The 23301-nt window shown below is 51.7% G+C and carries 20 protein-coding genes; 6 read left to right on the top strand and 14 right to left on the bottom strand.

Annotation, left to right across the window (positions count from 1 at the left end):
• The first annotated feature begins 28 nt into the window (after positions 1 to 28).
• Positions 29 to 1885: a phage head-binding domain-containing protein gene (locus LG384_RS12905; RefSeq protein WP_225761309.1), complete on the top strand. Its 1857-nt coding sequence runs from the start codon at positions 29 to 31 to the stop codon at positions 1883 to 1885.
• 274 nt (positions 1886 to 2159) lie between these two features.
• On the opposite strand, the gene LG384_RS12900 is transcribed toward LG384_RS12905, so the two are convergent.
• From LG384_RS12900 to nhaB, 3 genes are all read right to left on the bottom strand, one after another.
• Positions 2160 to 2501, bottom strand: coding sequence for a DUF1971 domain-containing protein (locus tag LG384_RS12900; protein ID WP_045443877.1), 342 nt, complete (start codon positions 2499 to 2501; stop codon positions 2160 to 2162).
• A gap of 109 nt (positions 2502 to 2610) precedes the next feature.
• Positions 2611 to 3141, bottom strand: a complete 531-nt coding sequence (gene dsbB / locus LG384_RS12895; protein ID WP_225761009.1) for a disulfide bond formation protein DsbB — start codon at positions 3139 to 3141, stop codon at positions 2611 to 2613.
• 141 nt (positions 3142 to 3282) lie between these two features.
• Positions 3283 to 4827, bottom strand: coding sequence for a Na(+)/H(+) antiporter NhaB (gene nhaB / locus LG384_RS12890; protein ID WP_225761008.1), 1545 nt, complete (start codon positions 4825 to 4827; stop codon positions 3283 to 3285).
• Between the two features lie 237 nt (positions 4828 to 5064).
• Here nhaB and fadR point away from each other — a divergent pair, with 237 nt between their 5' ends.
• On the top strand, positions 5065 to 5784 hold the full coding sequence (gene fadR, locus LG384_RS12885; RefSeq protein WP_045443868.1) for a fatty acid metabolism transcriptional regulator FadR: 720 nt from the start codon (positions 5065 to 5067) through the stop codon (positions 5782 to 5784).
• 40 nt (positions 5785 to 5824) lie between these two features.
• On the opposite strand, the gene LG384_RS12880 is transcribed toward fadR, so the two are convergent.
• Positions 5825 to 7357, bottom strand: coding sequence for a SpoVR family protein (locus LG384_RS12880; protein ID WP_045443867.1), 1533 nt, complete (start codon positions 7355 to 7357; stop codon positions 5825 to 5827).
• A gap of 322 nt (positions 7358 to 7679) precedes the next feature.
• Between LG384_RS12880 and LG384_RS12875 the strand changes: the two genes are divergently transcribed.
• Together LG384_RS12875 and dadX are read left to right on the top strand one after the other, a co-directional pair.
• Complete coding sequence (locus LG384_RS12875) at positions 7680 to 8978, top strand: D-amino acid dehydrogenase (protein WP_045443866.1); 1299 nt, start codon at positions 7680 to 7682, stop codon at positions 8976 to 8978.
• Positions 8979 to 8990: 12 nt separating this feature from the next.
• A complete protein-coding gene (gene dadX, locus LG384_RS12870) occupies positions 8991 to 10061 on the top strand; it encodes a catabolic alanine racemase DadX (protein WP_225761007.1) in 1071 nt (356 codons plus the stop codon).
• A 62-nt stretch (positions 10062 to 10123) separates the two neighbouring features.
• On the opposite strand, the gene LG384_RS12865 is transcribed toward dadX, so the two are convergent.
• Together LG384_RS12865 and ldcA are read right to left on the bottom strand one after the other, a co-directional pair.
• Entirely contained in the window at positions 10124 to 11857 is a 1734-nt protein-coding gene (locus tag LG384_RS12865; RefSeq protein WP_045443861.1) for a potassium/proton antiporter, read from the bottom strand.
• A gap of 98 nt (positions 11858 to 11955) precedes the next feature.
• The gene (gene ldcA, locus LG384_RS12860) at positions 11956 to 12870 is read right to left on the bottom strand and encodes a muramoyltetrapeptide carboxypeptidase (RefSeq protein WP_048221325.1); all 915 of its coding nucleotides are present in this window, start codon (positions 12868 to 12870) and stop codon (positions 11956 to 11958) included.
• A gap of 98 nt (positions 12871 to 12968) precedes the next feature.
• Between ldcA and emtA the strand changes: the two genes are divergently transcribed.
• Complete coding sequence (emtA, locus tag LG384_RS12855; RefSeq protein ID WP_048221326.1) at positions 12969 to 13580, top strand: membrane-bound lytic murein transglycosylase EmtA; 612 nt, start codon at positions 12969 to 12971, stop codon at positions 13578 to 13580.
• A gap of 11 nt (positions 13581 to 13591) precedes the next feature.
• Here emtA and ycgR read toward each other — a convergent pair whose 3' ends face one another.
• Positions 13592 to 14326 carry a flagellar brake protein YcgR gene (ycgR, locus tag LG384_RS12850; protein ID WP_045443852.1) on the bottom strand — a complete coding sequence of 245 codons (735 nt, stop codon included), beginning with the start codon at positions 14324 to 14326 and terminating at the stop codon, positions 13592 to 13594.
• 188 nt (positions 14327 to 14514) lie between these two features.
• Between ycgR and LG384_RS12845 the strand changes: the two genes are divergently transcribed.
• Positions 14515 to 14769 (top strand): GlsB/YeaQ/YmgE family stress response membrane protein, encoded by a 255-nt coding sequence (locus tag LG384_RS12845; RefSeq protein ID WP_225761308.1) that lies wholly within the window; start codon positions 14515 to 14517, stop codon positions 14767 to 14769.
• A gap of 41 nt (positions 14770 to 14810) precedes the next feature.
• Here the strand turns inward: LG384_RS12845 and LG384_RS12840 are convergent, their stop codons facing one another.
• The 7 genes from LG384_RS12840 to LG384_RS12810 all read right to left on the bottom strand — a co-directional run bounded on the left by LG384_RS12840 (position 14811) and on the right by LG384_RS12810 (position 23158).
• A complete protein-coding gene (locus LG384_RS12840; RefSeq protein ID WP_225761006.1) occupies positions 14811 to 16781 on the bottom strand; it encodes a TonB-dependent siderophore receptor in 1971 nt (656 codons plus the stop codon).
• 23 nt (positions 16782 to 16804) lie between these two features.
• A complete protein-coding gene (gene modD, locus LG384_RS12835) occupies positions 16805 to 17662 on the bottom strand; it encodes a ModD protein (protein WP_048221329.1) in 858 nt (285 codons plus the stop codon).
• The gene (locus LG384_RS12830; protein ID WP_225761005.1) at positions 17659 to 18471 is read right to left on the bottom strand and encodes a trans-aconitate 2-methyltransferase; all 813 of its coding nucleotides are present in this window, start codon (positions 18469 to 18471) and stop codon (positions 17659 to 17661) included. Before LG384_RS12830 ends, modD begins: the two co-directional genes overlap by 4 nt.
• Before the next feature lie 9 nt (positions 18472 to 18480).
• Positions 18481 to 19242 (bottom strand): ABC transporter ATP-binding protein, encoded by a 762-nt coding sequence (locus LG384_RS12825; RefSeq protein WP_225761004.1) that lies wholly within the window; start codon positions 19240 to 19242, stop codon positions 18481 to 18483.
• Positions 19239 to 20198, bottom strand: a complete 960-nt coding sequence (locus tag LG384_RS12820) for a FecCD family ABC transporter permease (protein ID WP_370637149.1) — start codon at positions 20196 to 20198, stop codon at positions 19239 to 19241. The genes LG384_RS12825 and LG384_RS12820 overlap by 4 nt, the downstream gene beginning before the upstream one ends.
• Positions 20199 to 20224: 26 nt before the next feature.
• A complete protein-coding gene (locus LG384_RS12815) occupies positions 20225 to 21247 on the bottom strand; it encodes an iron ABC transporter substrate-binding protein (RefSeq protein ID WP_225761002.1) in 1023 nt (340 codons plus the stop codon).
• A 198-nt stretch (positions 21248 to 21445) separates the two neighbouring features.
• Positions 21446 to 23158: an alpha,alpha-trehalase gene (locus LG384_RS12810; RefSeq protein ID WP_225761001.1), complete on the bottom strand. Its 1713-nt coding sequence runs from the start codon at positions 23156 to 23158 to the stop codon at positions 21446 to 21448.
• Positions 23159 to 23301: the final 143 nt, after the last annotated feature.

Here is a 23301-nt window from a genome sequence, read left to right as displayed (position 1 = left end):
AGCTAAAAACATGCAAGGTAAAAGTATAATGTCAGACATCACTGCAAATGTCGTTGTAAGCATGCCTTCGCAGTTGTTCACTATGCCTCGGTCATTTAAGGCTGTGGCAAATGGTAAAATCTACATCGGTCAGATTGATACTGACCCTGTAAATCCTGCGAACCAGATTCAGGTTTATCTTGAGAACGAGGATGGTAGCCATGTTCCTGTCGCTCAGCCGCTAATCATCAACGCTGGCGGGTTCCCTGTTTACAACGGTCAAATTGCCAAGTTTGTTACCGTACAAGGCCATTCAATGGCTGTGTACGATGCCAACAATGCGCAGCAGTTTTACTTTCCAAACGTACTTAAATACGACCCTGATCAGCTTGAATGCAGACTCAGCCAGCCAGATGGTTATCTTTTGGTTGGTGGTCTTGCTGAGCACTACAGCCCACCTGTTAAATTTGTTGTTGTCGATAATGCCCCGTACAACGGAGACCTGAGAGCTGCATTACTTGCAGCTGTTCCTGGATCTGTTTTCTGGTTGGGCAAGAGGACATACAACATTACTGGATTATATGGCTTGAATAGAAATACAGTGGAAAACATTTCCATTGTTGGTGCTGGAATGCCTCAATTGATATCTGACAAATCAAGGTTCATTGATGGAACAGGTACAATTATTCAGGGGGCGATAAAGAATCAGGCTAGAGGATTTAAAACATTTAATTTTGGTATCGACGTAGGAGCTTATGTATCACAGAACATATATGCGTCGATAACCTACGAAGACGCGCTTGCGCACTATGGTGTTGGCGCTAATGCTAATATCGAAATTGATAATATTAAGACGCTGAGTTCTGTAAATGTTGCCAGCAAGCCAGGAACTCACAGCATTCTTCTGGAACAGTTATCCGGCGTTATTTTGGGGTATGTAGAGTGCATTGGTGGTTTTCATGGACTTACGATTAAATGTCAAAACTTGCAGGGAGGCAGGGCGCATTGTTACGGACAGTACGGCGACGCTTTCATCGTTAAGTCAGATTCTGGCGGAGCATGTGCTGATATTCACATGGATAGCATTTCGGTAGGTCTGTACGATAATACCGGTTGGCCTGATGCAAGCCTCGGAGGCATATACGACGCTCATGACAATGTCACCATAGACCGAGTATTCATTGATGAGCTTGTCGTGCAAAATGCGGCCTGGGGATTTATTCCATCTGATGAAAATACTGGATTCGTTACTAATATAGGCATTGGTAGTTATTCTGCATTTAATGTATACGGTAATTATTATTCACTTACCGTAGACAGCAAATGTGTTGGCTGGACTATTGGCGACCATAAAATAAGTCAGACATCTGGCGGTATAAAAACAGATCCGTCCTCTGTGAACATAACCATAGGAAACGGATACTCAAAAAACAGCACAGAATCTGGCTATGCTCTTGGTGGAAACTCATTGGTTCATGGGACACTAATAGCTGATGAGAACGGCAAATACGGTGTGGAGTATCTTGGTGGGATTGGTCTTGATGCCTCTCTAATTCGTGGTTTTGTGAACGGGCTAGGGTTGTTATCCGGCCTTCCGTCAGCAAAGGATGGCGCGGCGTTAAACGGTTGGTCTGATACTGGCGGATTCGATATGACGGTAACGGGTAAAACGATCGTTATATCAGGAACCATGGTGAGGGGTACATCTGCAGTTGCGTACAACACGCTGACAATCATTCGACCAAGAATACGTGTCCCAATCTCTGCTTGGGGTGTTGCCGCCGGCGGGAGCATGGTTCCTGTTGAATGTTACGTGGAAACTAACGGGCAATTGAATGTTATTGGCTTTGCTTCAATACCTGCCGGTGGATCGATACATTTTTCTGGTCAGTATCTTAGCAAGTAAAATGAGACAGAATTGAGACACACAAAGCTTTGCATCGGTTTGCAAGGCTTTGTGTGCTTTTCGAAGATGGGGCGTGTGATGGGGCACGGATGGGGCAAAAAATTAGCGCAAAACAACTCAAAACCTCTGAAGGTGGTGACTCGTCTTGCGCTAACACTCTGCTTTATGACTGATTTCTGCTCACTTCGACGCACTATAAATTAATAGTGCCGCCTATTTTGAACAAACCTTCATGGGCGGAATGAACCGCCCATTGATCAGCAGGCGTTGAAGATTAAGACTTTTTCGCCTGATACATCTCATCTCCGTGGTTGTCATCTTCAACCCAGAAATTAATATTGAATTGTGCATCGTCACTTAATTCAACACGATGCCAGTACTGCGGTGGGCTGGTTGCGAACTGACCGGCATTGATAACTACCTTCACCTCAGGTTCTGTCGCTTCTTCATTGGCGAAACCGTAATAGGTTACCGTTCCTTCCATCACGCAGAGTTGTCCAAAGACACCTGCTGCCGTGTTGTGGTGAGAAAGCAATGCTGCAGGGACATTGTCTTTAGTAAAGAAGGGGGTAGAGCGTTTAACTTTCCAGTTTGCCGGGATGCGTAAGTGGGACATAAGACATCTCCTTGGTGTGGCATTTATAAGATGTATTTAATATACATCTTATAAATGCCACCAGGCAACGACATTATGGTAAAAAAAACGCTCCCGGAGGAGCGTTCTGTTAGCGGCCGAAGAGGTCGCGTTTTTTCGGTTTAAACGGCTGAGCAATCAACACCAGCACGGCGACAATGAGATAAGCAGCAAAAATCCCCAATAGCCACTGCGGCATTTCCAGGGTTAAAAAGGACCATTGACGTTCAGCACAATCACCGGATGCGAGGAATATCTGCGGCAGCCATTTATCCAGTGGTAACCAGCTTGGGAAACGCGCGGCAAAATCACAGGTCATAAAGGGTGACGGGTGAAGCTGAATCATCGTATGTTCATACGCCAACTGCAGGCCGCGCCATGCACTGTAAATCCAGATAATGATTGCTACGTAGCGCAGCGGTGTTTTCGGCGCGATTGCCCCCACCACTCCAGCACCCATCACGCCGAATAATGCACTACGTTCGTAAATACACAACACGCAAGGTTTAAGCAGCATAACGTGCTGGAACCACAGCGCGACCAGTTCCAGAGCCAAAGCGGTGAGCGCCAACAATAACCATGCCCCACGACCACGGGAACACTGGTTTAAAAATCGCAACATAATAATTTCCCTGCAACATGCGTAGAGACCGCAGTTTAAACCAATTCAATTTAAGCGCCACTAGCGGCAATTGAAATATTGTGTAATTGGATAATTATCATGCAAAAAGTCAAACCGGGCAGTGATTTGCCCGGTGAATTGCTATGAAAGTGTGGCTAACCAGCCTGTTTGTGTCATCCACTCGGTCACCGGGACGAGCGTAAACTCCACGCAGAGAAGCCCAACCAGTGTCAGAACGAGCGTATAAGGCAGAGCCATCCACACCATGCGGCCATAGGAAAGTCGAATCAACGGTGCCAGTGCGGAGGTCAGCAGGAACAGAAAAGCCGCCTGACCATTAGGCGTGGCGACGGAAGGCAGGTTGGTGCCGGTATTGATCGCTACGGCTAACAGCTCAAACTGATTAAGGCTGATTGTTCCGTGTTCCATCGCCGCTTTCGCTTCGTTGATATAAATTGTCCCAACAAAAACGTTATCGGAGATAGAAGAGAGCAGGCCGTTGAAGAGATAGAACAGGGTGAGCTGTGCGTGCTCTGATGACTGTAAAACAAACTGAATAATCGGCGCGAAGAGTTGCTGATCGATAATCACGGCAACAATAGAGAAAAATACGGTGAGCAGTGCGGTGAACGGCAGCGATTCGGTGAATGCTTTCCCAATGGCATGCTCGTCGGTTACACCGGTTAAAGAGGTTGCCAGGATGATAACAGACAGGCCAATCAACCCGACTTCTGCCAGATGCAGAGCCAGGGCGACCACCAACCAGACGCCGATAATCGCCTGAATGATCAGTTTAATTTTATCCTGGCGGGTGCGCTGCAGGCGGCTTTGATCGTCAAACTGCTGCAGGACTTCACGTACCGTCTCTGGCAACGTTTCACCGTAGCCGAACCAACGTAATTTCTCGACCAGTACGCAGGTTAACAGTCCACAAATCAATACCGGGACGGTTACTGGCGACATGCGCAGGAAGAAGTCACCGAAATGCCAGCCCGCTGCTTTAGCGATAATCAGGTTTTGCGGTTCTCCCACCATGGTCATCACGCCACCCAGCGCTGTACCGACCCCCGCGTGCATCATCAGGCTGCGCAGAAAACCGCGGAACTGCTCAAGCACGGCTTTATTATGCTGATCGATATGGCTGTCATCGAGCATATTATTATCTTCACCACGGGAAGAGGCGATGCGATGGTAGATGCCATAAAAACCTACCGCCACGCTTATTACCACTGCAACCACAGTCAATGCATCAAGGAACGCGGAAAGGAAGGCTGCGGCAACACAAAAAGCCAGAGACAGCATCATTTTGGAACGGATGCTGAGCAGCAGTCGGGTAAAAATAAACAGCAGCAACTGCTTCATAAAGTAGATGCCTGCCACCATAAACATCAGCAGCAATATCACTTCCAGATTGGCGGCAACCTCTTCGCGAACATGTGCGGCGCTGGTCATGCCGATGATCACGGCTTCAATGGCCAACAGCCCACCCGGTAGCAGCGGATAGCATTTTAGCGCCATTGCCAGCGTAAAAATGAATTCGGCAACCAGTAACCAGCCTGCGACAAACGGGTTGATGAAAAATATGATCGGATTAACGATTAAGAAGACAAGTAATGCGAGTTTGTACCAGTCTGGTGACTGGCCCAAAAAGTTGCGCCACAACGCGCGACTCCAGGAGAGCTCCATGGCAGTTTCCCTTACCTATAAAAATGAAATCATGTTTTTATGTTTGACCGCAAAGCTTAGCGGGACGAAGGATTGCAGGCAAGCTCTTCACGTGACGCCTCGCGGCAGATGTACTTCAGCGTTATCTGGAAAATGAAGCCTTGATCCACTTTTTCTTCATGGTGTCAGCTATCAGCTATGTAACCCGTCTGGTATGATAACTGTAACTATGTTTTGCTGTGTAATGGAATTATTACTATGGTCATTAAGGCGCAAAGCCCGGCGGGGTTCGCGGAAGAGTACATCATTGAAAGTATCTGGAATAACCGCTTCCCCCCTGGCACTATTTTGCCCGCAGAACGTGAACTCTCTGAACTCATCGGAGTCACACGAACCACGTTGCGTGAAGTATTGCAACGCCTGGCGCGGGACGGCTGGTTGACCATTCAACACGGTAAACCGACGAAAGTGAATAATTTCTGGGAAACGTCCGGGCTGAACATCCTGGAAACGCTGGCGCGCCTCGATCATGAGAGTGTCCCGCAGTTGATTGATAATTTGCTGTCGGTGCGAACCAATATCTCGACGATCTTTATTCGTACTGCGTTCCGCCAGCATCCGGACAAAGCGCAGGACGTTCTGGCGACGGCGAATCAGGTTGCCGATCATGCTGACGCATTCGCCGATCTGGACTACAACATTTTCCGCGGCCTGGCATTTGCGTCCGGTAACCCGATTTATGGTCTGATCCTGAACGGAATGAAAGGGCTGTATACGCGTATTGGCCGTCATTACTTTGCCAACCCGGAAGCCCGTGGTCTGGCGCTGAATTTCTACCGTAAACTGTCAGAGCTGTGTGAGCAGGGTTCTCATGACCAGGTATATGAAACGGTGCGCCGCTATGGTCACGATAGTGGTGAAATTTGGCATCGTATGCAGAAGAATCTGCCGGGTGATTTAGCTATTCAGGGCCGCTAATCGCTAAATGCCGGATGACAGCGTCATCCGGCATTAGATTTTACAGACCGTTCATTCTTGGCGGGCAACGCTCCAGTAGTTCAACGCTCCCATCCTCATTCTGTTGTTCCAGCGTCACATCAAATCCCCACAGACGATGTACATGTTTCAGCACCTCTTTACGTCCTTTATCCAACGGCGCGCGGTTATGCGGGATATAGCGTAAGGTGAGGGAACGATCGCCGCGCAGATCAACATTCCAGATTTGAATATTTGGCTCCAGGTTGCTCAGGTTATATTGCGACGACAATCTGTTGCGGATTTCACGATAACCCTCTTCGTTGTGAATTGCTGAAATCTCCAGATAGTTATGCCTGTCATCATCCAGCACGGTGAACAGACGGAAATCACGCATCACTTTCGGTGACAGGAACTGACTGATAAAGCTCTCGTCTTTAAAATCGCGCATCGCGAAATGCAGAGTTTCCAGCCAGTCGGAACCGGCAATATCCGGGAACCAGTATTTATCCTCCTCGGTAGGCGACTGACATATACGCTTGATATCCTGGAACATTGCAAAACCGAGGGCATAGGGGTTGATTCCGCTATACCATGGGCTGTTGTACGGTGGCTGGAATACCACATTGGTATGGCTGTGAAGAAACTCCAGCATAAACCGCTCGGTGACTTTACCTTCATCATAAAGGTGGTTAAGGATGGTGTAATGCCAGAATGTCGCCCAGCCTTCGTTCATCACTTGGGTCTGTTTCTGCGGATAAAAATACTGACTCACCTTACGCACGATGCGCAGGACTTCTCGCTGCCAGGACTCCAGCAGCGGGGCATTTTTCTCCATGAAGTACAGCAGGTTCTCCTGTGGCTCAGAGGGATAACGCCGCGCTTCAAACACGGTTTTCTCTTCCTCTTTTTTCGGCAAGGTACGCCACAGCATATTCACCTGACTTTGCAGATATTCTTCACGGCTTTTTTGCCGGGCTTTCTCTTCCTGTAATGAAATTTTTTGTGGGCGTTTATAGCGATCAACGCCGTAATTCATCAGCGCGTGACAGGAGTCGAGCAGTTTTTCAACTTCATCAACCCCGTAGCGCTCTTCGCACTGGGTAATGTAGTTCCGCGCGAAAATCAGATAATCGACAATCGAGCTGGCGTCGGTCCAGCTGCGGAAAAGGTAGTTATTTTTGAAAAAGGAGTTGTGCCCGTAGCAGGCATGCGCCATCACCAGCGCCTGCATGGTAATGGTGTTCTCCTCCATCAAATAAGCGATACATGGGTTAGAGTTAATGACAATCTCATAGGCCAGTCCTTGCTGCCCATGCTTATACAAACGTTCGGTTTCAATAAACTTTTTACCAAACGACCAGTGAGGATAGTTGATCGGCATCCCGACGCTGGAGTAGGCGTCCATCATCTGCTCGGAGGTGATCACCTCGATTTGGTGCGGGTAGGTATCCAGCTTATAGAGTTTCGCCACGCGGTCTATTTCCGCCAGATAGACATCCAGCAGATCAAACGTCCAGTCGGGTCCATCGCTCAACCGTGTGGTGTCCTTGTTCATGGAATCAATCGTAGCCATTCGCGCACCCTCATTGTTGGCGGCACTCTCTGTCTGGAGTACCTCATTTCAAGCATAGAACACGGTGTTAAAAAGCGTGCTCAAGCAGAAAATTTTTCTTTGCGATATCTCATCAGCGTGGAGTCGAAAAACGCAATAATCACAAAATTTTATGCTGGATAAAAATAACGCGTAGCAGGAGATCCCAAACCAGAGAGTTCCCTGCAATCACCGCTATGTGTGAGATAGGTCACCATAAAAAAGCCATATGTTGAATAATATTTTCAACTGAGTTATCAAGATGTAATTAGAAGATTGTTCTTTTACTGTTAACGGAGTGGCTATGCGAGTTGTCATACTGGGAAGTGGTGTCGTTGGCGTGACCAGCGCCTGGTATTTAAGTCAGGCTGGACACGATGTCACCGTCATTGATCGTGAGCCCGGCCCGGCACTGGAAACCAGCGCGGCGAATGCGGGGCAAATCTCTCCAGGTTATGCCGCACCCTGGGCGGCGCCGGGTGTACCGCTAAAAGCAATTAAGTGGATGTTTCAGCGCCATGCTCCGTTAGCCGTTCGCCTTGACGGTACGCAGTTCCAGCTGAAATGGATGTGGCAAATGCTGCGTAACTGTGACACCAGCCATTACATGGAAAACAAGGGTCGTATGGTACGCCTGGCGGAGTACAGCCGCGATTGCCTGAAGGCACTGCGCGCGACGACGGGCATTGAGTATGAAGGTCGTCAGGGTGGGACGTTACAACTCTTCCGCACCGCGCAACAGTATGAGAACGCCACGCGTGACATCGCCGTCCTGGAAGATGCTGGAGTACCTTATCAGTTGCTGGAAGCTAACCGCCTGGCGGAAGTCGAACCGGCGCTGGCTGAAGTCGCGCATAAGCTGACCGGCGGATTGCGCTTACCTAATGACGAAACTGGAGACTGCCAGTTGTTTACCCAGCGGCTGGCGCAAATGGCGGAGCTGGCGGGCGTTAAGTTTCGCTACAACACGCCGGTTGATAAGCTGCTGAGCGAAGGCGAGCAGATATACGGCGTGCAGTGCGGAGATGAAATCATCAAAGCCGATGCCTATGTGATGGCGTTTGGCTCTTACTCCACGGCAATGCTGAAAGGGATTGTTGATATCCCTGTGTATCCGCTTAAGGGCTATTCGTTGACTATCCCAATTGCCGAGGAAAATGGTGCACCGGTTTCCACTATTCTTGATGAAACCTACAAAATCGCCATTACCCGTTTTGATAACCGTATTCGCGTTGGTGGTATGGCAGAGATTGTGGGCTTCAATACGGAGTTATTACAGCCGCGTCGTGAAACGCTGGAGATGGTGGTGCGCGATCTCTTCCCGCGCGGTGGTCATGTGGAGCAGGCGACCTTCTGGACCGGACTGCGCCCGATGACGCCGGACGGTACGCCAGTCGTGGGGCGTACCCGCTTTAAGAATCTGTTGCTCAATACCGGTCACGGCACACTGGGGTGGACAATGGCCTGTGGCTCAGGCCAGCTCCTGAGCGATATTCTGTCCGGGCGCACTCCCGCGATACCGTACGACGACCTGAGCGTGGCACGTTACAGCCCTGGATTTACTCCGTCACGTCCTCGGCATTTACACGGCGCACATAACTGATAAGGACGCGAGATGACCCGCCCGATACTGGCCAGCATTGACCTGCAGGCGTTGAAACAAAATCTGGCAATTGCGCGCCAGGCTGCACCGGACGCCCGCGTCTGGTCAGTGGTAAAAGCTAATGCGTACGGACACGGCATAGAACGTGTCTGGAATGCGCTGGGAACGACCGACGGTTTCGCCATGCTCAATCTTGAAGAGGCGATAACCTTGCGCGAGCGTGGATGGAAAGGCCCGATCCTCATGCTGGAGGGCTTTTTCCATGCTGAAGACCTGACGGTGTATGACACGTATCGTCTGACCACCTGTGTACACAGTAACTGGCAACTTAAAGCGTTGCAGAATGCCCGCCTTAACGCGCCGCTGGATGTTTATCTGAAGGTTAACAGCGGCATGAACCGACTGGGTTTTTTACCGGAACGGATATCGACCGTCTGGCAACAGCTGCGGGCGATGCCTAACGTCGGTCAAATGACGCTGATGTCACATTTTGCGGATGCTGAACACCCGGATGGCATTCAGGAGGCGATGACGCGGATCGGGCTGGCGACGGAAGGACTGGAGTGCAAACGTTCGCTGTCTAACTCGGCAGCGACGCTGTGGCACCCGGAAGCGCATTTTGACTGGGTTCGTCCTGGTATTATTTTGTACGGCGCATCTCCATCCGGGCAATGGCGTGATATTGCCAACACAGGTCTTAAACCCGTCATGACGTTGAGCAGCGAAATCATTGGTGTGCAGACGCTGAAAGCGGGGGACCGGGTCGGTTACGGCGGGCGTTACACTGCCAGCGGTGAGCAGCGAATAGGAATTGTGGCTACCGGCTACGCCGACGGTTATCCGCGTCATGCAGCAAGCGGTACGCCAGTGCTGGTGGACGGTGTGCGAACCAGTACGGTAGGAATGGTATCCATGGATATGCTGGCCGTTGATCTGACTCCGTGTCCACAGGCAGGAATAGGTACGCCTGTAGAGCTGTGGGGGAAAGAGATCAAAATCGATGATGTGGCAGCAGCGGCAGGTACGGTGGGCTATGAGTTAATGTGTTCGCTGGCGCTGCGTGTGCCTGTTGTGACGGTGTAACTTTACACATGGCCGGATGGCACTTATGCTAATCCGGCCCACGAAAGTTACGGTCAGTTCAGTTATTCACTCTCTTCTTCGGCCACCCTCACACCGACCTTCAATACCGCATTATCCTCTTTTTCAGCAACGGTCCAGATCATGCCGGCAAACTCCACCTGGTCGCCCACAACCGGTGCTGCACCTAACAGTTGCTGGACAATTTCACCCAACGTTTGTTGTTTTTCGCGGTACTCGGTGCCATCTTCCAGCCCATAAATCAGCGCGACGTCAGCATATTTGGCACTGGCTTCGAGAATAAAATCACCAAAAAACCGTTGGTCTAATGCCACCGGAGGTGACTGGCTGAACAGCTTCCCTAATGCCGGGAGGTCGCGTTCGCGGCCAATCACGCACAAAACATCGCCCTCACGCAGACGGGTACTGCCTGACGGGTGAAACAGCACGTTGTCGCGAAACAGTGCCGCAATTCGTGTTTCCTCTGGCATATGCAGATCACGCAATGCTGCACCAACGCACCATTTGTCTGCACTAAGCTGATAAACGAACTGCTCCCAGGGGTTATCAGGATGAATATCCAGGCCAATACGGGATACAGGCCAGCCGACCGGGGGGACCACCACTTTGGCTTTTTTCGCGGCCCAGGAAAGTGACGTGCCCTGAAACAGTAGCGAGATCAACACCACGAAGAACGCGACGTTAAAGAACAGCCGCGCATTTTCCAGCCCGGCCATCATGGGGAATACGGCCAGAATAATCGGTACCGCGCCGCGTAAGCCAACCCAACTGATAAAAATTCTCTCGCGCAGATTGAAGCCCCGAAACGGCAACAGCCCGGCGAACACTGACAACGGGCGGGCAAAGAAAATCATCCAGGCAGATAAAATCAGCGCCGGCACTGCAATTGGCAGCAGGTCGGACGGCGTAACCAGCAGTCCCAACACCAGAAACATCGCGATTTGCGCCAGCCAGGCCAGGCCGTCAAAGTTTTGCAGAATACCAAACCGGTTGCGAATAGGGCGATTACCAAGCAAAAATCCGCACAGATAGACCGCCAGAATTCCACTTCCTTCGAGTGCGGTAGTGACGGCAAAAACGAGGATCCCACCGCTCAACGCCAGCAGCGGATAGAGTCCGGCAGGCAGCGAAATTCGGTTAATCATTTGCAACAGCAGATAACCACCGCCGAGACCGAGTGCGATACCCAGACCAAATTGCTGGATAATATGCACCGCGAACATCCAGCTTAAGCCGGTCTCATGGTTTTGGATCATTTCGATAAGTGTGATGGTCAGAAATACCGCCATCGGATCGTTGCTACCTGATTCTATTTCCAGCGTGGAACCGACACGTTCGTTAAGTCCCTTACCACCGAGCAGAGAGAAGACTGCCGCGGCATCAGTTGACCCGACAATCGCACCAATCAACAGCCCTTCGATAAGATCCAAATGAAACAGCCATGCGGCCATCATGCCGGTTAACCCGGAGGTAACCAACACCCCGATGGTTGCCAGCGATAACGCCGGACCTAGCGCAACGCGAAAGGAGCTGGCCTGGGTTCGCATCCCGCCATCGAGCAGGATTATCGCCAGCGCCAGGTTACTCACCATGTAAGCGAAAGGGTAGTTATCGAAAGGAATACCGCCAATACCGTCCACGCCCGCCAACATACCGATAGCGAGAAATATCACCAGAATAGGGATACCAAGGCGTGATGAGAATGAACTGAGTAAAATACTACAAGTGACGAGGACGGAACCTAAAATAAAAAGGCTGATAATTGCTGCGGCATCCAACGTTCGTTTACTCCTGAATTACGCTGTTTCGTATTAATAACACCCTAACATAATAACGACAGAAACAGCGTTTTACTTAGCCCTGGATGAAGCTTTTTTTACGATTTAAGCACCGGATGTCCGGTCAGTGTGAGCTGACTGCCGTTTTTATCATTTTTCAGCACTGCATTAGCGCCCAGCGGTAGCGTGACGGTACGTTGCTCATGGCCAAAATCGAGGCCGCTAATCAATGGCACAGACAGTCTGGAACGTAGAAACGTACAGGCTGCATCCAGATCGTAACCGGCGTCGTAATCATTCGGCGTACTGCCGCTAAAACTGCCCAGAATGATGGCGTTCTGGCGAGCTAAAATACCCGCGTTATACAACTGCAGGAGCATACGTTCTACGCGGAATGGGTGCTCGTTAATGTCTTCCAGCACCAAAATACCGTTATCGATAGCTGGCATCCACGGCGTACCTATCAGCGACATGAGCATCGCCAGATTCCCCCCCCACAACGTTCCTTCAGTCGCGCATTCAGGGCCATTACCCTGCCAGTCGACAGTAAATTGCGCATTGCGCAGCGCCAGCCAGAAATGCTGTTCAGTAAACGGATCCATCTCCTCGGCACCGAAGTTTGCTGCCAGCATCGGACCGCTGAAGGTGATGACATTGCCCTGCGCTAGCAGACCACACTGGATTGCCGTAAAGTCGCTGTGCCCGCAGATAAGCAACGGATCGTGTTGCTGTCTGGCGGCCAGCGCCTGCCAGTCAATATCCTCCAGCAAACGACTGGCGCCGTAGCCGCCGCGTACCGGCATCACAATGGTATTGGGCGTTTTCAGGTCAACGAGTGAATTTACATCCGCCAGTCGTTCTGCTTCGGTACCGGCAAAACGCTGGTAGCGACGGGCAATAACTGCAGAGTTTTCGACCTGATGACCTGCTTCAGTAAGACGCTGAAGCCCGCGTAACGCCGCTTGCTGGTTGAGACAGTAGCCCGAAGGGGCAATTAAGTGAAACCGGGACATGGCATTTCCTTGCTACAACTAAAACCAAATGTATATCATGCCGCGTAGGTATGTCGTTGTCACCTCAGCGACAGGTTCCGGCTATAAGGATAGATGACGTGAAATTGAGATGGTTTGCTTTTTTGGTTGTATTACTTGCGGGCTGTAGTTCAAAACAGGATTACAAAAATCCGCCATGGAATGCTGAAGTTCCTGTAAAACGCGCAATGCAATGGATGCCTATTAGTGAAAAAGCCGGCGCGGCCTGGGGGGTTAGCCCACAATTGATTACGGCTATCATCGCGATTGAATCGGGTGGTAACCCAAATGCCGTCAGCAAATCCAATGCAATTGGACTGATGCAATTAAAAGCCTCCACTTCGGGACGGGATGTATATCGTCGCATGGGATGGAGTGGAGAGCCGTCTACCAGTGAGCTGAAAAACCCTGAGCGAAATATCTCTATGGGTGCAGCATACCTGAGTATTCTGGAAAACGGGCCATTGGCTGGGATCGAAGATCCACAGGTAATGCAATATGCCCTGGTGGTGTCATATGCCAACGGTGCCGGCGCGCTTCTGCGGACATTCTCCTCCGACAGGAAAAAGGCTATCAGCAAAATCAACGATCTTAGTGCTGATGAGTTTATCGAACACGTTGCCGATAACCATCCTGCGCCGCAGGCTCCACGCTATATCTGGAAGCTTCAGCAAGCGCTGGATGCCATGTAGTTAGCGCGATGCTATTCGCGCACCTTATTAGATTTTTCCCGGGCTTCGCGCTCAAGTGAAAAAATAATCCGCTGTAATTCCCGCTCCACCGCCGGGCCAACGTTGAGAAAACGGAAGCTCAGGCGGGGAGTGGTGATGGTCTCATTTTTCCCGTCAATAACTTTGCGTTCGCTAATGGAGATGAGCTGGGCGTCAACATGATATACCCCCCATCGTTCCATATTCAGTTCAACTTGCGAGAAGCGCATCCCTTCCGTCAACCCCTCGGGTTTTGCCTCTTCTAACAATGCGCCCATCCCGCCGAGAGACAGATCGAATAAGCGGAAACGCAGAATACTGTTGTCCGGCATTTTTGCCGTGCAGTGATAGGGAGGATGCAGTGGAGCACAGATGCGAAAATACTCCCGACGCTGGATGAACCATAGCGCAGGCGGCAGTGATGAGATAAATGCCGGCAGCCGCTGATACTCGCCTTTTTTGAGCTCTGGCAGGGTGAATTCAACTTTGGCCCCCTGCGTTTCGGCGATTATAGAAATTTGATTCGCGCGTTGTACGGCGTGGTTTTCATATTCCTGACTGCCAAAATCCATGATCAGTTCGTCAGGGTTAACAGCGAGGATCTTGCTGATGAACTGACCTCCTGACCAGGAGATACGCAGTGGAACCTGGTTGATATTTAAGTCCCGGAGCACGCCTAACACCGCTAATGGATTTTGCTTCAGGAACTGCTCATTGTAGTTGCTCACACCTAATGACTCCTGGATGCCTGGTTTGTCGTTGGATTATCGGCATCACGTGACGGAACTTAATACAAATGGATGAAATTTTTTATCAAATCCACGGAATTACGTCTGAATGAAAACGCACTGCCTATACTTAACCTAGTGGCGCAGGAATGTCTTGCGCGTGCATTCACTGGAAAGAGGGCCTGAAAATGGGAATTATTGCCTGGATTATTTTTGGTCTGATTGCGGGGGTGATCGCCAAACTGATCATGCCGGGTCGTGATGGTGGTGGGTATATCCTGACCTGTATTCTCGGTATCGTCGGGGCCGTGGTTGGTGGATGGCTGGCAACAATGTTTGGTCTCGGTGGTGATGTCAGTGGATTTAATCTCCACAGTTTCCTGGTGGCTGTCGTTGGTGCGATTGTCGTGCTGGGTGTTTTCCGCCTTGTGCGCAGAAATTAATTGAACGGCCCCTCGGGGCCGTTTTTCTGAAACAATAATAGCTAGAATTTATACTCAACGCCTGCCCAGTAATTGCGACCTTCTTCGATAAACCCTTCGCTATACACATATTGCGTATCAAACAGGTTATTGACCGATGCGTTAACGCTAAAACCGTGACCGATGGCGTAGTCGGCACGTAAATGGGTGATGGCAAAACCTGCTGCTTTTTGTGAGCCATCCGTATTACTGTAGCTCGAGGAACGTGCCTCTTCGGACAGCGTGATGCTGAGCGGATCCCAGGGTTTTAGCGTCATCCAGGCTGTGAGCGTTTGCGTAGGCAGGTCGGTAATCTTGCCGATATCACTGCGTTTGGCGTCTGCATGGATGAATCCATAGCTTAACCCGACGTCCAGCATATCAAAGAAGTTACCTTTGACACCCGCATCCAGACCAGTGTAATCCACGCGACCGCTGTTCTGATTCTGGATAGTGTCTGCATCAATATTGTGCGAAAGAATCGCATCGGTAATGCGGTTGTAATACACGCTGACTTCAAATCCCCAGTCCTGTGTGAGCGAACCATTCCAGGTCAGGTCGACGCTGCGGGCACGTTCAGGTTTTAGCTGTGGATTAACAAGTGCCACCTGGTTATAAGCGGGTTTCGACGTGGTGTAACGTTCTTTGAGCGTCGGAAAGCGCGTTCTGTCAGAGTAAGAAAGCGCCAGGGTGTCAGAATTTTCAAAGTGATATTTGGTCATCACCTGCCAGTTAAATGCCGACTGATTGTTGTCATCATAATGGGTGACGCTACCGTTTTTCTCATGCTTCATCCCCTCCAGACTGTCGCGCCAGTCGTAGCTTATACCCGCGACGACATCGACACTGTCCGCTGCTGCCCACTGGTATTCACTGGCGACAGACCAGGTACGGTCTTCGTAACGATCGTAAGCGGCGTTCGGTGCGCCTTTTTCGCGGTGAACATCGTCTTTCCAGTTAACAGCAAAAGAGAGCAGATCGTTTTCACGCATATCGGCGGCGAGCTGCAGGCCAGCCCCGTCGCTATAGTCAGAATAGTGGCTGTAGCTGCCTTTCTTATTTTTTAAATCAGCAACAGAGTTGTACATCATCAGTGTATTTTCAAAGGTGTCGCGATAAAGTCGACTTTTCAGGGTAAAGCGATCGCCCAGATGTGTCGTGCCCTGGTAGTAATAACTCTCTTTATCGTATTGTGGCCACTGCCAGTAGCGTGATTTCTGGCTGCTGGTACCGGCGTAGGGAGGGTTATCTTTTTCGCCGTCCTGATTGATGTAGGTGAGGACATATTCATCATTGTCACGCGGGGTGAAACCCAGTTTAACGATCCCGCGTTTATCATCAGCGGATGAGTTAATCATTTTGCCATTGCGACCCGCCACCGGGTTATCCGTACCATGCGGCAAGCCGAGAAAATCTTGCTTCAGTTGGCTCCCGCTAAGCTGGATATATCCCAGGTCGTTACTGGCGCCAAATGAGGCGTGCATATCGTGGGCATTGTCTTTACTGCGACTCCAGCCCTGACGATATCCGATACTGCCCTCAACGGGTTTCGTCGGTTTTTTAGTGGTGATGTTGATAGCGCCACCCATCTGGTTTGGTCCCTGAAGCAAGGATGAGTAACCTTTAGAGACTTCAACCGTGGCGATATCAGAGGTGAGAAAACGTCCTAAATCCAGGTTGCCATCATAGGGGATATAAACAGGAACACCGTCGAAAAATACCGGCACCTGACGGCTATCAAAGCCGCGTACTTTCACCTGCTGTTCGTTACGGTTGCCTGATTTTTGTAGCACTACACCGGGGATAACACTCAACGCCTGGGCAACGTTTTGCTTGTCCAGATCCTGCATTGTTTCCTGTCCAAGTACCGTCGTGCTGGCCGCAGAGGCTGGACTTGACCAGACAGTCATCGTTTCGCTTTCTGGCCCGGCGTAAGCATTCTGTGCAAAAACAAACGACAGCGCTGTGTAAAGAAAACTCTTGTTGAAATTCATTATTTTTAGTCCATTTATGAATGTTAAATACCGCGAGCTTCCGGACTCAGGGTGACTTTGATATCCGCTGGTGGGGCGTAGTAAGGTGCGGAAGTGATAAAGAGTCTGATGCCGCAATCGAGGTAACTCGCCAGGGTGGCGAGAGTAATGCCGCCAGTCAGCGCCAGCGTGCAATGGGGGGCCAGAGAAGGGGCTATGCGTGCAATCTCAGCGGCCTGTTCAGGGCTAAACTTGTCGAGCTGCAGAACATCGGGCGCGGCGCGTAGCGCGTCCAGCGCCTCTGTGGGATTGTCCGCTTCGACCACAATCTTTTTTTCCGGCGCATGACGTCGCAACTGTGCGATAGCGTCAGCCCAGTTGTTTTCGTTAGCAAGAAAACGGCGATGATTAGCAAAAAGCAGTACGGATTCGGCACATCCGCCTCGGTGGATAATCCCTCCCGCCGCGAGAATCGCTTGTGTGGCCAGCATTCGGGTGCCAGGAATCGCTTTTCGGGTACAGGCTATCTGGGCGTCAGGGTAGCGGCTACGAACAATGGTCAACATATTGTCGAGATAGTCTGAAACGCCGCAACTCCATTCCAGAACATTTTGTACGGCTTTCCAGCCCTGATGTAGCGCGGCCGCATTCCCGTGTGCGCGAATAACTAACTGACCGGCGGTCGCCCGTTCACCCTCCGCCAGTTGTTCAGTGACGGTCAGTCCCAGTGAATGAAGCATTTGTCTGGCGATGGTAATGCCGCTGACGCACCCGCCCTGGCGATGACAGAATTCCATGACTCCCGGTTGTGCACCGATACCCAGTGCCCGGGTAGTCAGGTCGCCCCCTTGAATATCTTCCAGTAACAAGGCGTCGGTCTGCGCCTGAGAAAAGTAAATCATCGCAGCGCCTCCGGGGCGACGCTGTCCCACCAGATCAGCGCCCAGTCGCGACTGGCGGGAGCAATGGCGCGGGGATCCTGTTGCTGATACCAGGTATCCAGACGATCAACCTCATCTTCACTGAGATCGCCCATACTCCAGCGCACATTTTCCAGAAAGCGGGACCAGGTGCTGTTGTCCTGCTGACAGTTCGGCCCCCGGATAAAATCAACGTGGGCGTGGATGCCCATCTGGTATAAAACGTTTAACGCGTAGATATAGTTAGGAAGCTCAATCACCTCGCGGCCCAGTGCGCGCTGAATGGTGGGAGAAACAAACGAAGAACTCACGAGATGGGTGGTGTAAACCCGCAGCCGCGCCTGATTGTTCAGTTTTGTCATCGCCTGGCGCATATCGGCGACCAGCGTGGAGCGGGACGCTACGGCGATATCGCATGGGGGCAAATCGTCCCAGTGTTCCTCCCAGGAACGTTGCACCCAGTGGACATGGCTGCCTCCCATCTGCCCGGCGCGACGGGCGGCCACGCTCAGCATTCCCTGGCTATAATCCACGCCGTATATTGTCGGGATCTTTTTTGCCAATGCCAGTGAGACCGTACCAGGACCGCAGCCCATATCGAACAGTGATCCAACACCTTCAAGATTAATTTTTCCCAGCAGCTGTTGCAGATAGCTGTCGGTTAATGAGGCGCAATTCTCTGCCATTTTTTCCGCACGTTTATCCCAGTGCTCCGGCTTTTTCTCGGTTCGGTTCGCCAGAAGTAACTGTTTACGGTAAAGGTCAGCAAAATCAATGTCGTCAATGAGCATCGTGATTCCTTATTGTTGGGTGCCAAAGAGGTGGTGGTGGATTTGAGAAGGGGCGACGCGGTACAGCGTTGCCAGCCGATCTGTGGCGAGTTGTTGTTCGGGAAGTCCTTGCGATACCAGCCCGTCTGGTTCGATGCGCACTACGCTGTCGGCTATTGCTCGCGCATGCAATGGGTGGTGAGTGGACATTAACAGGGCCATTCCGCTCTTCTTCAGTGTAACCAGCGTGTCGAGCAGGCGGATCTGATGACCAAAATCGAGGCTGGAGGCCGGTTCATCAAGCAACAGTAAACGTGGGTGCTGCGCCAGCGCGCGGGCAATCAGCACTAACTGGCGTTCACCGCCACTCAGCGTGTTCCAGCGTCTGGCTGACAGATGGGGGATCCCCAACAGCTCCAGTTGCTGATATGCAATTTCGCGCTCTTTTACGCCAGGGACTGCAAAGGCGGCCATCTGCGGGGTCAGTCCCATCATCACCATATCCAGAACGGTGAAGGCAAAAGCGCCGTCGTGGGCTTGCGGGACCCAGGCGATGGCACCCGCGCGCTCACGTTCGCTGAGAAGATTCACCGCTACGCCATCCAGTAAAATATCGCCGTGGAGTGGCCGGATAACGCCAAGGAGCGTGCGCATCAGCGTGGTTTTTCCGCTACCGTTTGCGCCAAGCAGACAGCAAATTGCCCCCTCGCAGACGTTGAACGAGACATTGCGCAACACCGGGTGTTGGGCAGAATATCCCAGCGAAGCGTTGCACACGGTTAGCAGCGTCATGGGCGACCACCCCGCAGGAGCAGTAACAAAAAGAAGGGGGCACCAATAAAGGCCGTCAGGATCCCAAGAGGGATTTCCGTGCTGCTAAGCGTGCGCGCGAGGGTGTCGGTCAACAGCAGTAAAATGGCACCAATTCCCATTGAAACAGGCAGTAACTGCTGGTGATTGTTACCGGTGAGGAGTCTGCCGATATGCGGCACAACCAGCCCAATCCAGCCGATAATGCCCGCAATGGCGACGGTACTGGCGGTAATGAGCGTGGCGCAGACGATCAACCCCAGCCGCAGCCGAGAAACGTTAATTCCCAGTGATCGTGCTTCATCATCCGAGAGCGTAAGCAGGTTCATGCGCCATCGCAGCAGCAAAAGCGGAATCGAACCTGCCACGATCAGCGGCGCTGAAAACCAAAGGTCATGTTGCGTAATGGTGGATAAACCGCCGAGTAGCCAGAAGGTAATCGAAGGGAGCTGGGTATATGGGTCAGCCAGCGTCTTGATAAGCGAAATTCCCGCGCCACATACTGTTCCCAGCGCAATCCCAACCAGTACCAGCGTTAATACCGGATCGTGGCGGGAAACACGGCGGGTAATGAGCCAGACGCCCGCGACTACCAGCAAACCTCCGACGAATGCGTAAAGCTGAATAAACAGTATCGGCAAACCCAGCAGGATGGCCGAGCAGGCACCTAAACCGGCACCAGCCGCGACGCCAAGAATATCTGGTGAGACCAGCGGATTACGGAACATTCCCTGATAGGTTGTGCCTGCTCCGGCCAGTGCCGCCCCCAGTAGCAGCGCGGCCACAATACGCGGCAGACGAATTTGCCAGAAGACGATTTTATCCTGTGCCGTCACACCCTCCTGGCTGACAATGAGCGCCATCACATGCTGAATATCCAGCCGATAGGCTCCGGAAAGCACAGCGACAACCACACAAAGCGCAATGGTCACAATCATCAGGAGACTGAGTGTCGTTGTTCTCATCAGACCGCCACCAGTTGTTGATACTGCGATTCGCTTAAAGAGGTATGCCAGAACAGCTGTGAATAGCGCTGCATGTCATCCTGAAAGCTTGCATTTACCAGTGGGTCAAGCCAGGCGTGCAGGCGGCGTAAACCCAGTAAACGGTTGATGCCGGGAGGCGCATCGAGCCAACCAAACGGCAGACCGCTGAGAAAAAGAATACGTTTATCGGCGACGGCCTTTACCCCTTGCCAGACCGGATCTTCTCGCAGGTACTGTGCTGTAATCGCATCCTGCACCAGGATGATATCGGGCTGCCAGCTCAGCAGGTTTTCCATCGACACCTGCGCCAGTCCGTGCCGTCCTGGGATTTGCGCTACATTGTGTAATCCCAGTAGCTCTGCGGCTTCGGTGTGCAGTGAGCCTTGTAACCCCGTTTCAAGTCCTCTGGCGCCGCGAGCGGCATAAAAACGCAGTTTGGCGGTTGGAGAGCGCGAAAAAATATCGGCTTCATCAATGAATTTCTGGGCAAGTGCTGCCTGGGCTGCTGTTCGCGTTTCCGTGCCCAGTGCTTTACCCGCGGCGTGCAGTTGTTGCGGAGTTTGTCGAAGTTCGCCGTTAATCAGCAGCCACGGTATCTGCGTTTGCGCGTAGACCTGCTTTGCCTGTGAAAGCCAGGTTTCGTCCGCATTACCGCAATCAACGACCAGATCGGGCTTCAGCGCCAGCAATGCTTCAAGAGACAATGTGCTGGCACGACCCGCCAGCCTGCCCAGTTTGGGTAATGCCCGGATGTTATCTGACAAAGGAATGGCAGCCTGGTGGGAGAGATCAAAGGATGAAAATCCCACCAGCTTTTCCGGTGCGACGGCTAACAGCAGTACATCAGCGGGAGTTCCGGCGCTCACCACGCGTTGAATAGCGTTAGTCCCGGGAGAGGAACCGATAGCAACGGTGAGCGGCGTACGGGCGCTGGCCGGAAAGTGGCGTAAAAGCAGCGCAGAGGCCACGAGCTGGGCAAACATCCGTCTTGTCAGTGGCATTATATTCATCCTGAACGGTGATAAATTCGCTATATATTTACATATATAGCGAATAAAAACATGTTCAGAATCAATTTCACACTGATGAAAATCCCGGGTAACCCGTAAGAGTTATGTGCAATGGGGACAGTGAAAAGAGAGGGAGACTGAAATAAAAAATCCGCGGCGACGCGCGGATTTTCGGGCAATACATGCACGTTATGGGGTTGTTTGAGTCTGCTTTTGGGTTTCGGTCTGTGTAACGCTGGCAGGCGTTGGGCGCGTTGATGGAACGTTGTCACAGGGTTTTTCTTTGGCACAAATCAGATCGAGCATTTTTAATGTCACGCCGTTGGTCCAGCCAAAGCCGTCCTGCAACGGATACTCGCCACCACCACCGCCGGTGCCAGTGGTGCTCACGTCATATTTTTCAACCAGCTTTTTCTCACGGTCGTAGGTGTGCTGAACGTTAGTGAGGAAGCGCCAGGTCACGTCCATGGCGACGTTATCCTGACCATAGTTTTGTAGCCCGGAGGCGGCAACCCACTGCAGGGGAGCCCAGCCATTAGGGGCATCCCACTGTTGGCCACTTTTCACCGACGTGGTAGCCACACCGCCGGGTTGCAGCAGGTGCTTCTGGGTTGCAGTAGCGACTTTACTGGCTCGATCCTTTGCTGCCGCATTGACATACAGCGGGAACAGCGTGGCGGCAGTCAGCTGATTACGTACTTTCTTACTTTGCAGATCGTAGTCGGCGTACCAGCCTTCTTTATCATTCCATAACCAGGTTTCGATCCCTTTTTGCCGGGCGTTGGCGAAGCCTTCGTATTGCGCAGCCTTCGCGTCGTCGCCTGCGGCTTTACTGGCGAGGGCGATCATTTTTTCCATTTTATAAAGCAACGCATTGAGGTCTACCGGGACGATGCTGGTGGTGCGAATGGAGCTCAACTGGCTGGGATTATCCATCCAGCGTGAACTGAAATCCCAGCCCGAAGCCGCGGCAGATCGCAGGTCGCGATAAATTTCTGTGGCGGGGCGGTTCGGGTTGCTTTTGACGGTCGCGATGTCCTCAACCCAGGACTCCGGTCTTGGTGTATCGCGGTCATCCCAGTAGCGGTTCAAAATGGTTCCGTCAGCCAGTTTGACGACACGCTTGTTCTGCTGGCCAGGCTGGAGAGTTTCGACGCCTTCCATCCAGTACGTGTACTCTTTGAGCATCTGCGGCAGATATTTTTTCAGAGCATCATCACCATCATGTTGTGCCAGCAGTTCGACCATAAAGGCGAAGAACGGAGGCTGAGAACGACTTAGATAGTAGGTACGGTTACCGTTAGGTATGTGTCCCCATGTGTCGATTTCGTAAGCAAAGTTCGCCACCATGTCGGAAACCTTGTCCCAGTGATTGCTTTCAGCAAGCCCCAGCATGGTGAAATAGCTGTCCCAGTAATAAATTTCGCGAAAACGACCGCCGGGTACGACATAAGGTTCGGGCAGTGGTAGCAACGAATCCCATTTCCCGGCATCTGTTGTTGAACGCGTTAACACCGGCCACAGCCCATCGATATGCTCACGGAGTGACTGTCCTGCAGGCGGCACGTATTTTTCACCCTCTTTGGGCAGTGTAAAGTTTACATTCACAAAATGGCGTAAATCGAAACCGGATTGATTTTTCTGCATCCGGTAATCAGCGAGGATCATTAACGGATCGCTGTTGGGTACAGCGTCGGCAAAGGTCTTCTGATCGGGGAATAGTTTCGCTGTTTGCACATCATTAAACAGGGGGCCGAGCAGGATATCAGGAGGCTGAGGTGCGTCGGTTGGCTGTTCCGCGGCATTAACGGCAAACGAGCTAAAGGCGAAAAGGGTACTTGCGAGTGTCAGTTTTATTGCGACAGAGAGCATGCCAGGATGGCGAATTGCTGGCGTTATCATCGGTTAATCTCCTTAGCGGCGTGCCGAAGTAGCGGCATTTACCATGAGAGAACCTTAGTTCAGGATTGGCCGTTGCGCGTGATTGAGGCCCTATTTTGCGAACAAACAGACATTTCCTGATGTACCCAGGGGAAGCCGCACAC

It is taken from the genome of Citrobacter sp. Marseille-Q3906 (assembly GCF_916618775.1).
GTDB lineage: Bacteria > Pseudomonadota > Gammaproteobacteria > Enterobacterales > Enterobacteriaceae > Citrobacter > Citrobacter murliniae.
This window is presented reverse-complemented; position numbering and strand designations above follow the sequence as displayed.

Excerpts from the sequence above, each read along its gene's own strand:
- LG384_RS12905 (WP_225761309.1), top strand. The coding sequence starts at position 29 with ATGTCAGACATCACTGCAAATGTCGTTGTAAGCATGCCTTCGCAGTTG.
- LG384_RS12900 (WP_045443877.1), bottom strand. The coding sequence starts at position 2,501 with ATGTCCCACTTACGCATCCCGGCAAACTGGAAAGTTAAACGCTCTACC.
- dsbB (WP_225761009.1), bottom strand. The coding sequence starts at position 3,141 with ATGTTGCGATTTTTAAACCAGTGTTCCCGTGGTCGTGGGGCATGGTTA.
- nhaB (WP_225761008.1), bottom strand. The coding sequence starts at position 4,827 with ATGGAGCTCTCCTGGAGTCGCGCGTTGTGGCGCAACTTTTTGGGCCAG.
- fadR (WP_045443868.1), top strand. The coding sequence starts at position 5,065 with ATGGTCATTAAGGCGCAAAGCCCGGCGGGGTTCGCGGAAGAGTACATC.
- LG384_RS12880 (WP_045443867.1), bottom strand. The coding sequence starts at position 7,357 with ATGGCTACGATTGATTCCATGAACAAGGACACCACACGGTTGAGCGAT.
- LG384_RS12875 (WP_045443866.1), top strand. The coding sequence starts at position 7,680 with ATGCGAGTTGTCATACTGGGAAGTGGTGTCGTTGGCGTGACCAGCGCC.
- dadX (WP_225761007.1), top strand. The coding sequence starts at position 8,991 with ATGACCCGCCCGATACTGGCCAGCATTGACCTGCAGGCGTTGAAACAA.
- ldcA (WP_048221325.1), bottom strand. The coding sequence starts at position 12,870 with ATGTCCCGGTTTCACTTAATTGCCCCTTCGGGCTACTGTCTCAACCAG.
- LG384_RS12845 (WP_225761308.1), top strand. The coding sequence starts at position 14,515 with ATGGGAATTATTGCCTGGATTATTTTTGGTCTGATTGCGGGGGTGATC.
- LG384_RS12840 (WP_225761006.1), bottom strand. The coding sequence starts at position 16,781 with ATGAATTTCAACAAGAGTTTTCTTTACACAGCGCTGTCGTTTGTTTTT.
- modD (WP_048221329.1), bottom strand. The coding sequence starts at position 17,662 with ATGATTTACTTTTCTCAGGCGCAGACCGACGCCTTGTTACTGGAAGAT.
- LG384_RS12830 (WP_225761005.1), bottom strand. The coding sequence starts at position 18,471 with ATGCTCATTGACGACATTGATTTTGCTGACCTTTACCGTAAACAGTTA.
- LG384_RS12825 (WP_225761004.1), bottom strand. The coding sequence starts at position 19,242 with ATGACGCTGCTAACCGTGTGCAACGCTTCGCTGGGATATTCTGCCCAA.
- LG384_RS12820 (WP_370637149.1), bottom strand. The coding sequence starts at position 20,198 with ATGATTGTGACCATTGCGCTTTGTGTGGTTGTCGCTGTGCTTTCCGGA.
- LG384_RS12815 (WP_225761002.1), bottom strand. The coding sequence starts at position 21,247 with ATGCCACTGACAAGACGGATGTTTGCCCAGCTCGTGGCCTCTGCGCTG.
- LG384_RS12810 (WP_225761001.1), bottom strand. The coding sequence starts at position 23,158 with ATGATAACGCCAGCAATTCGCCATCCTGGCATGCTCTCTGTCGCAATA.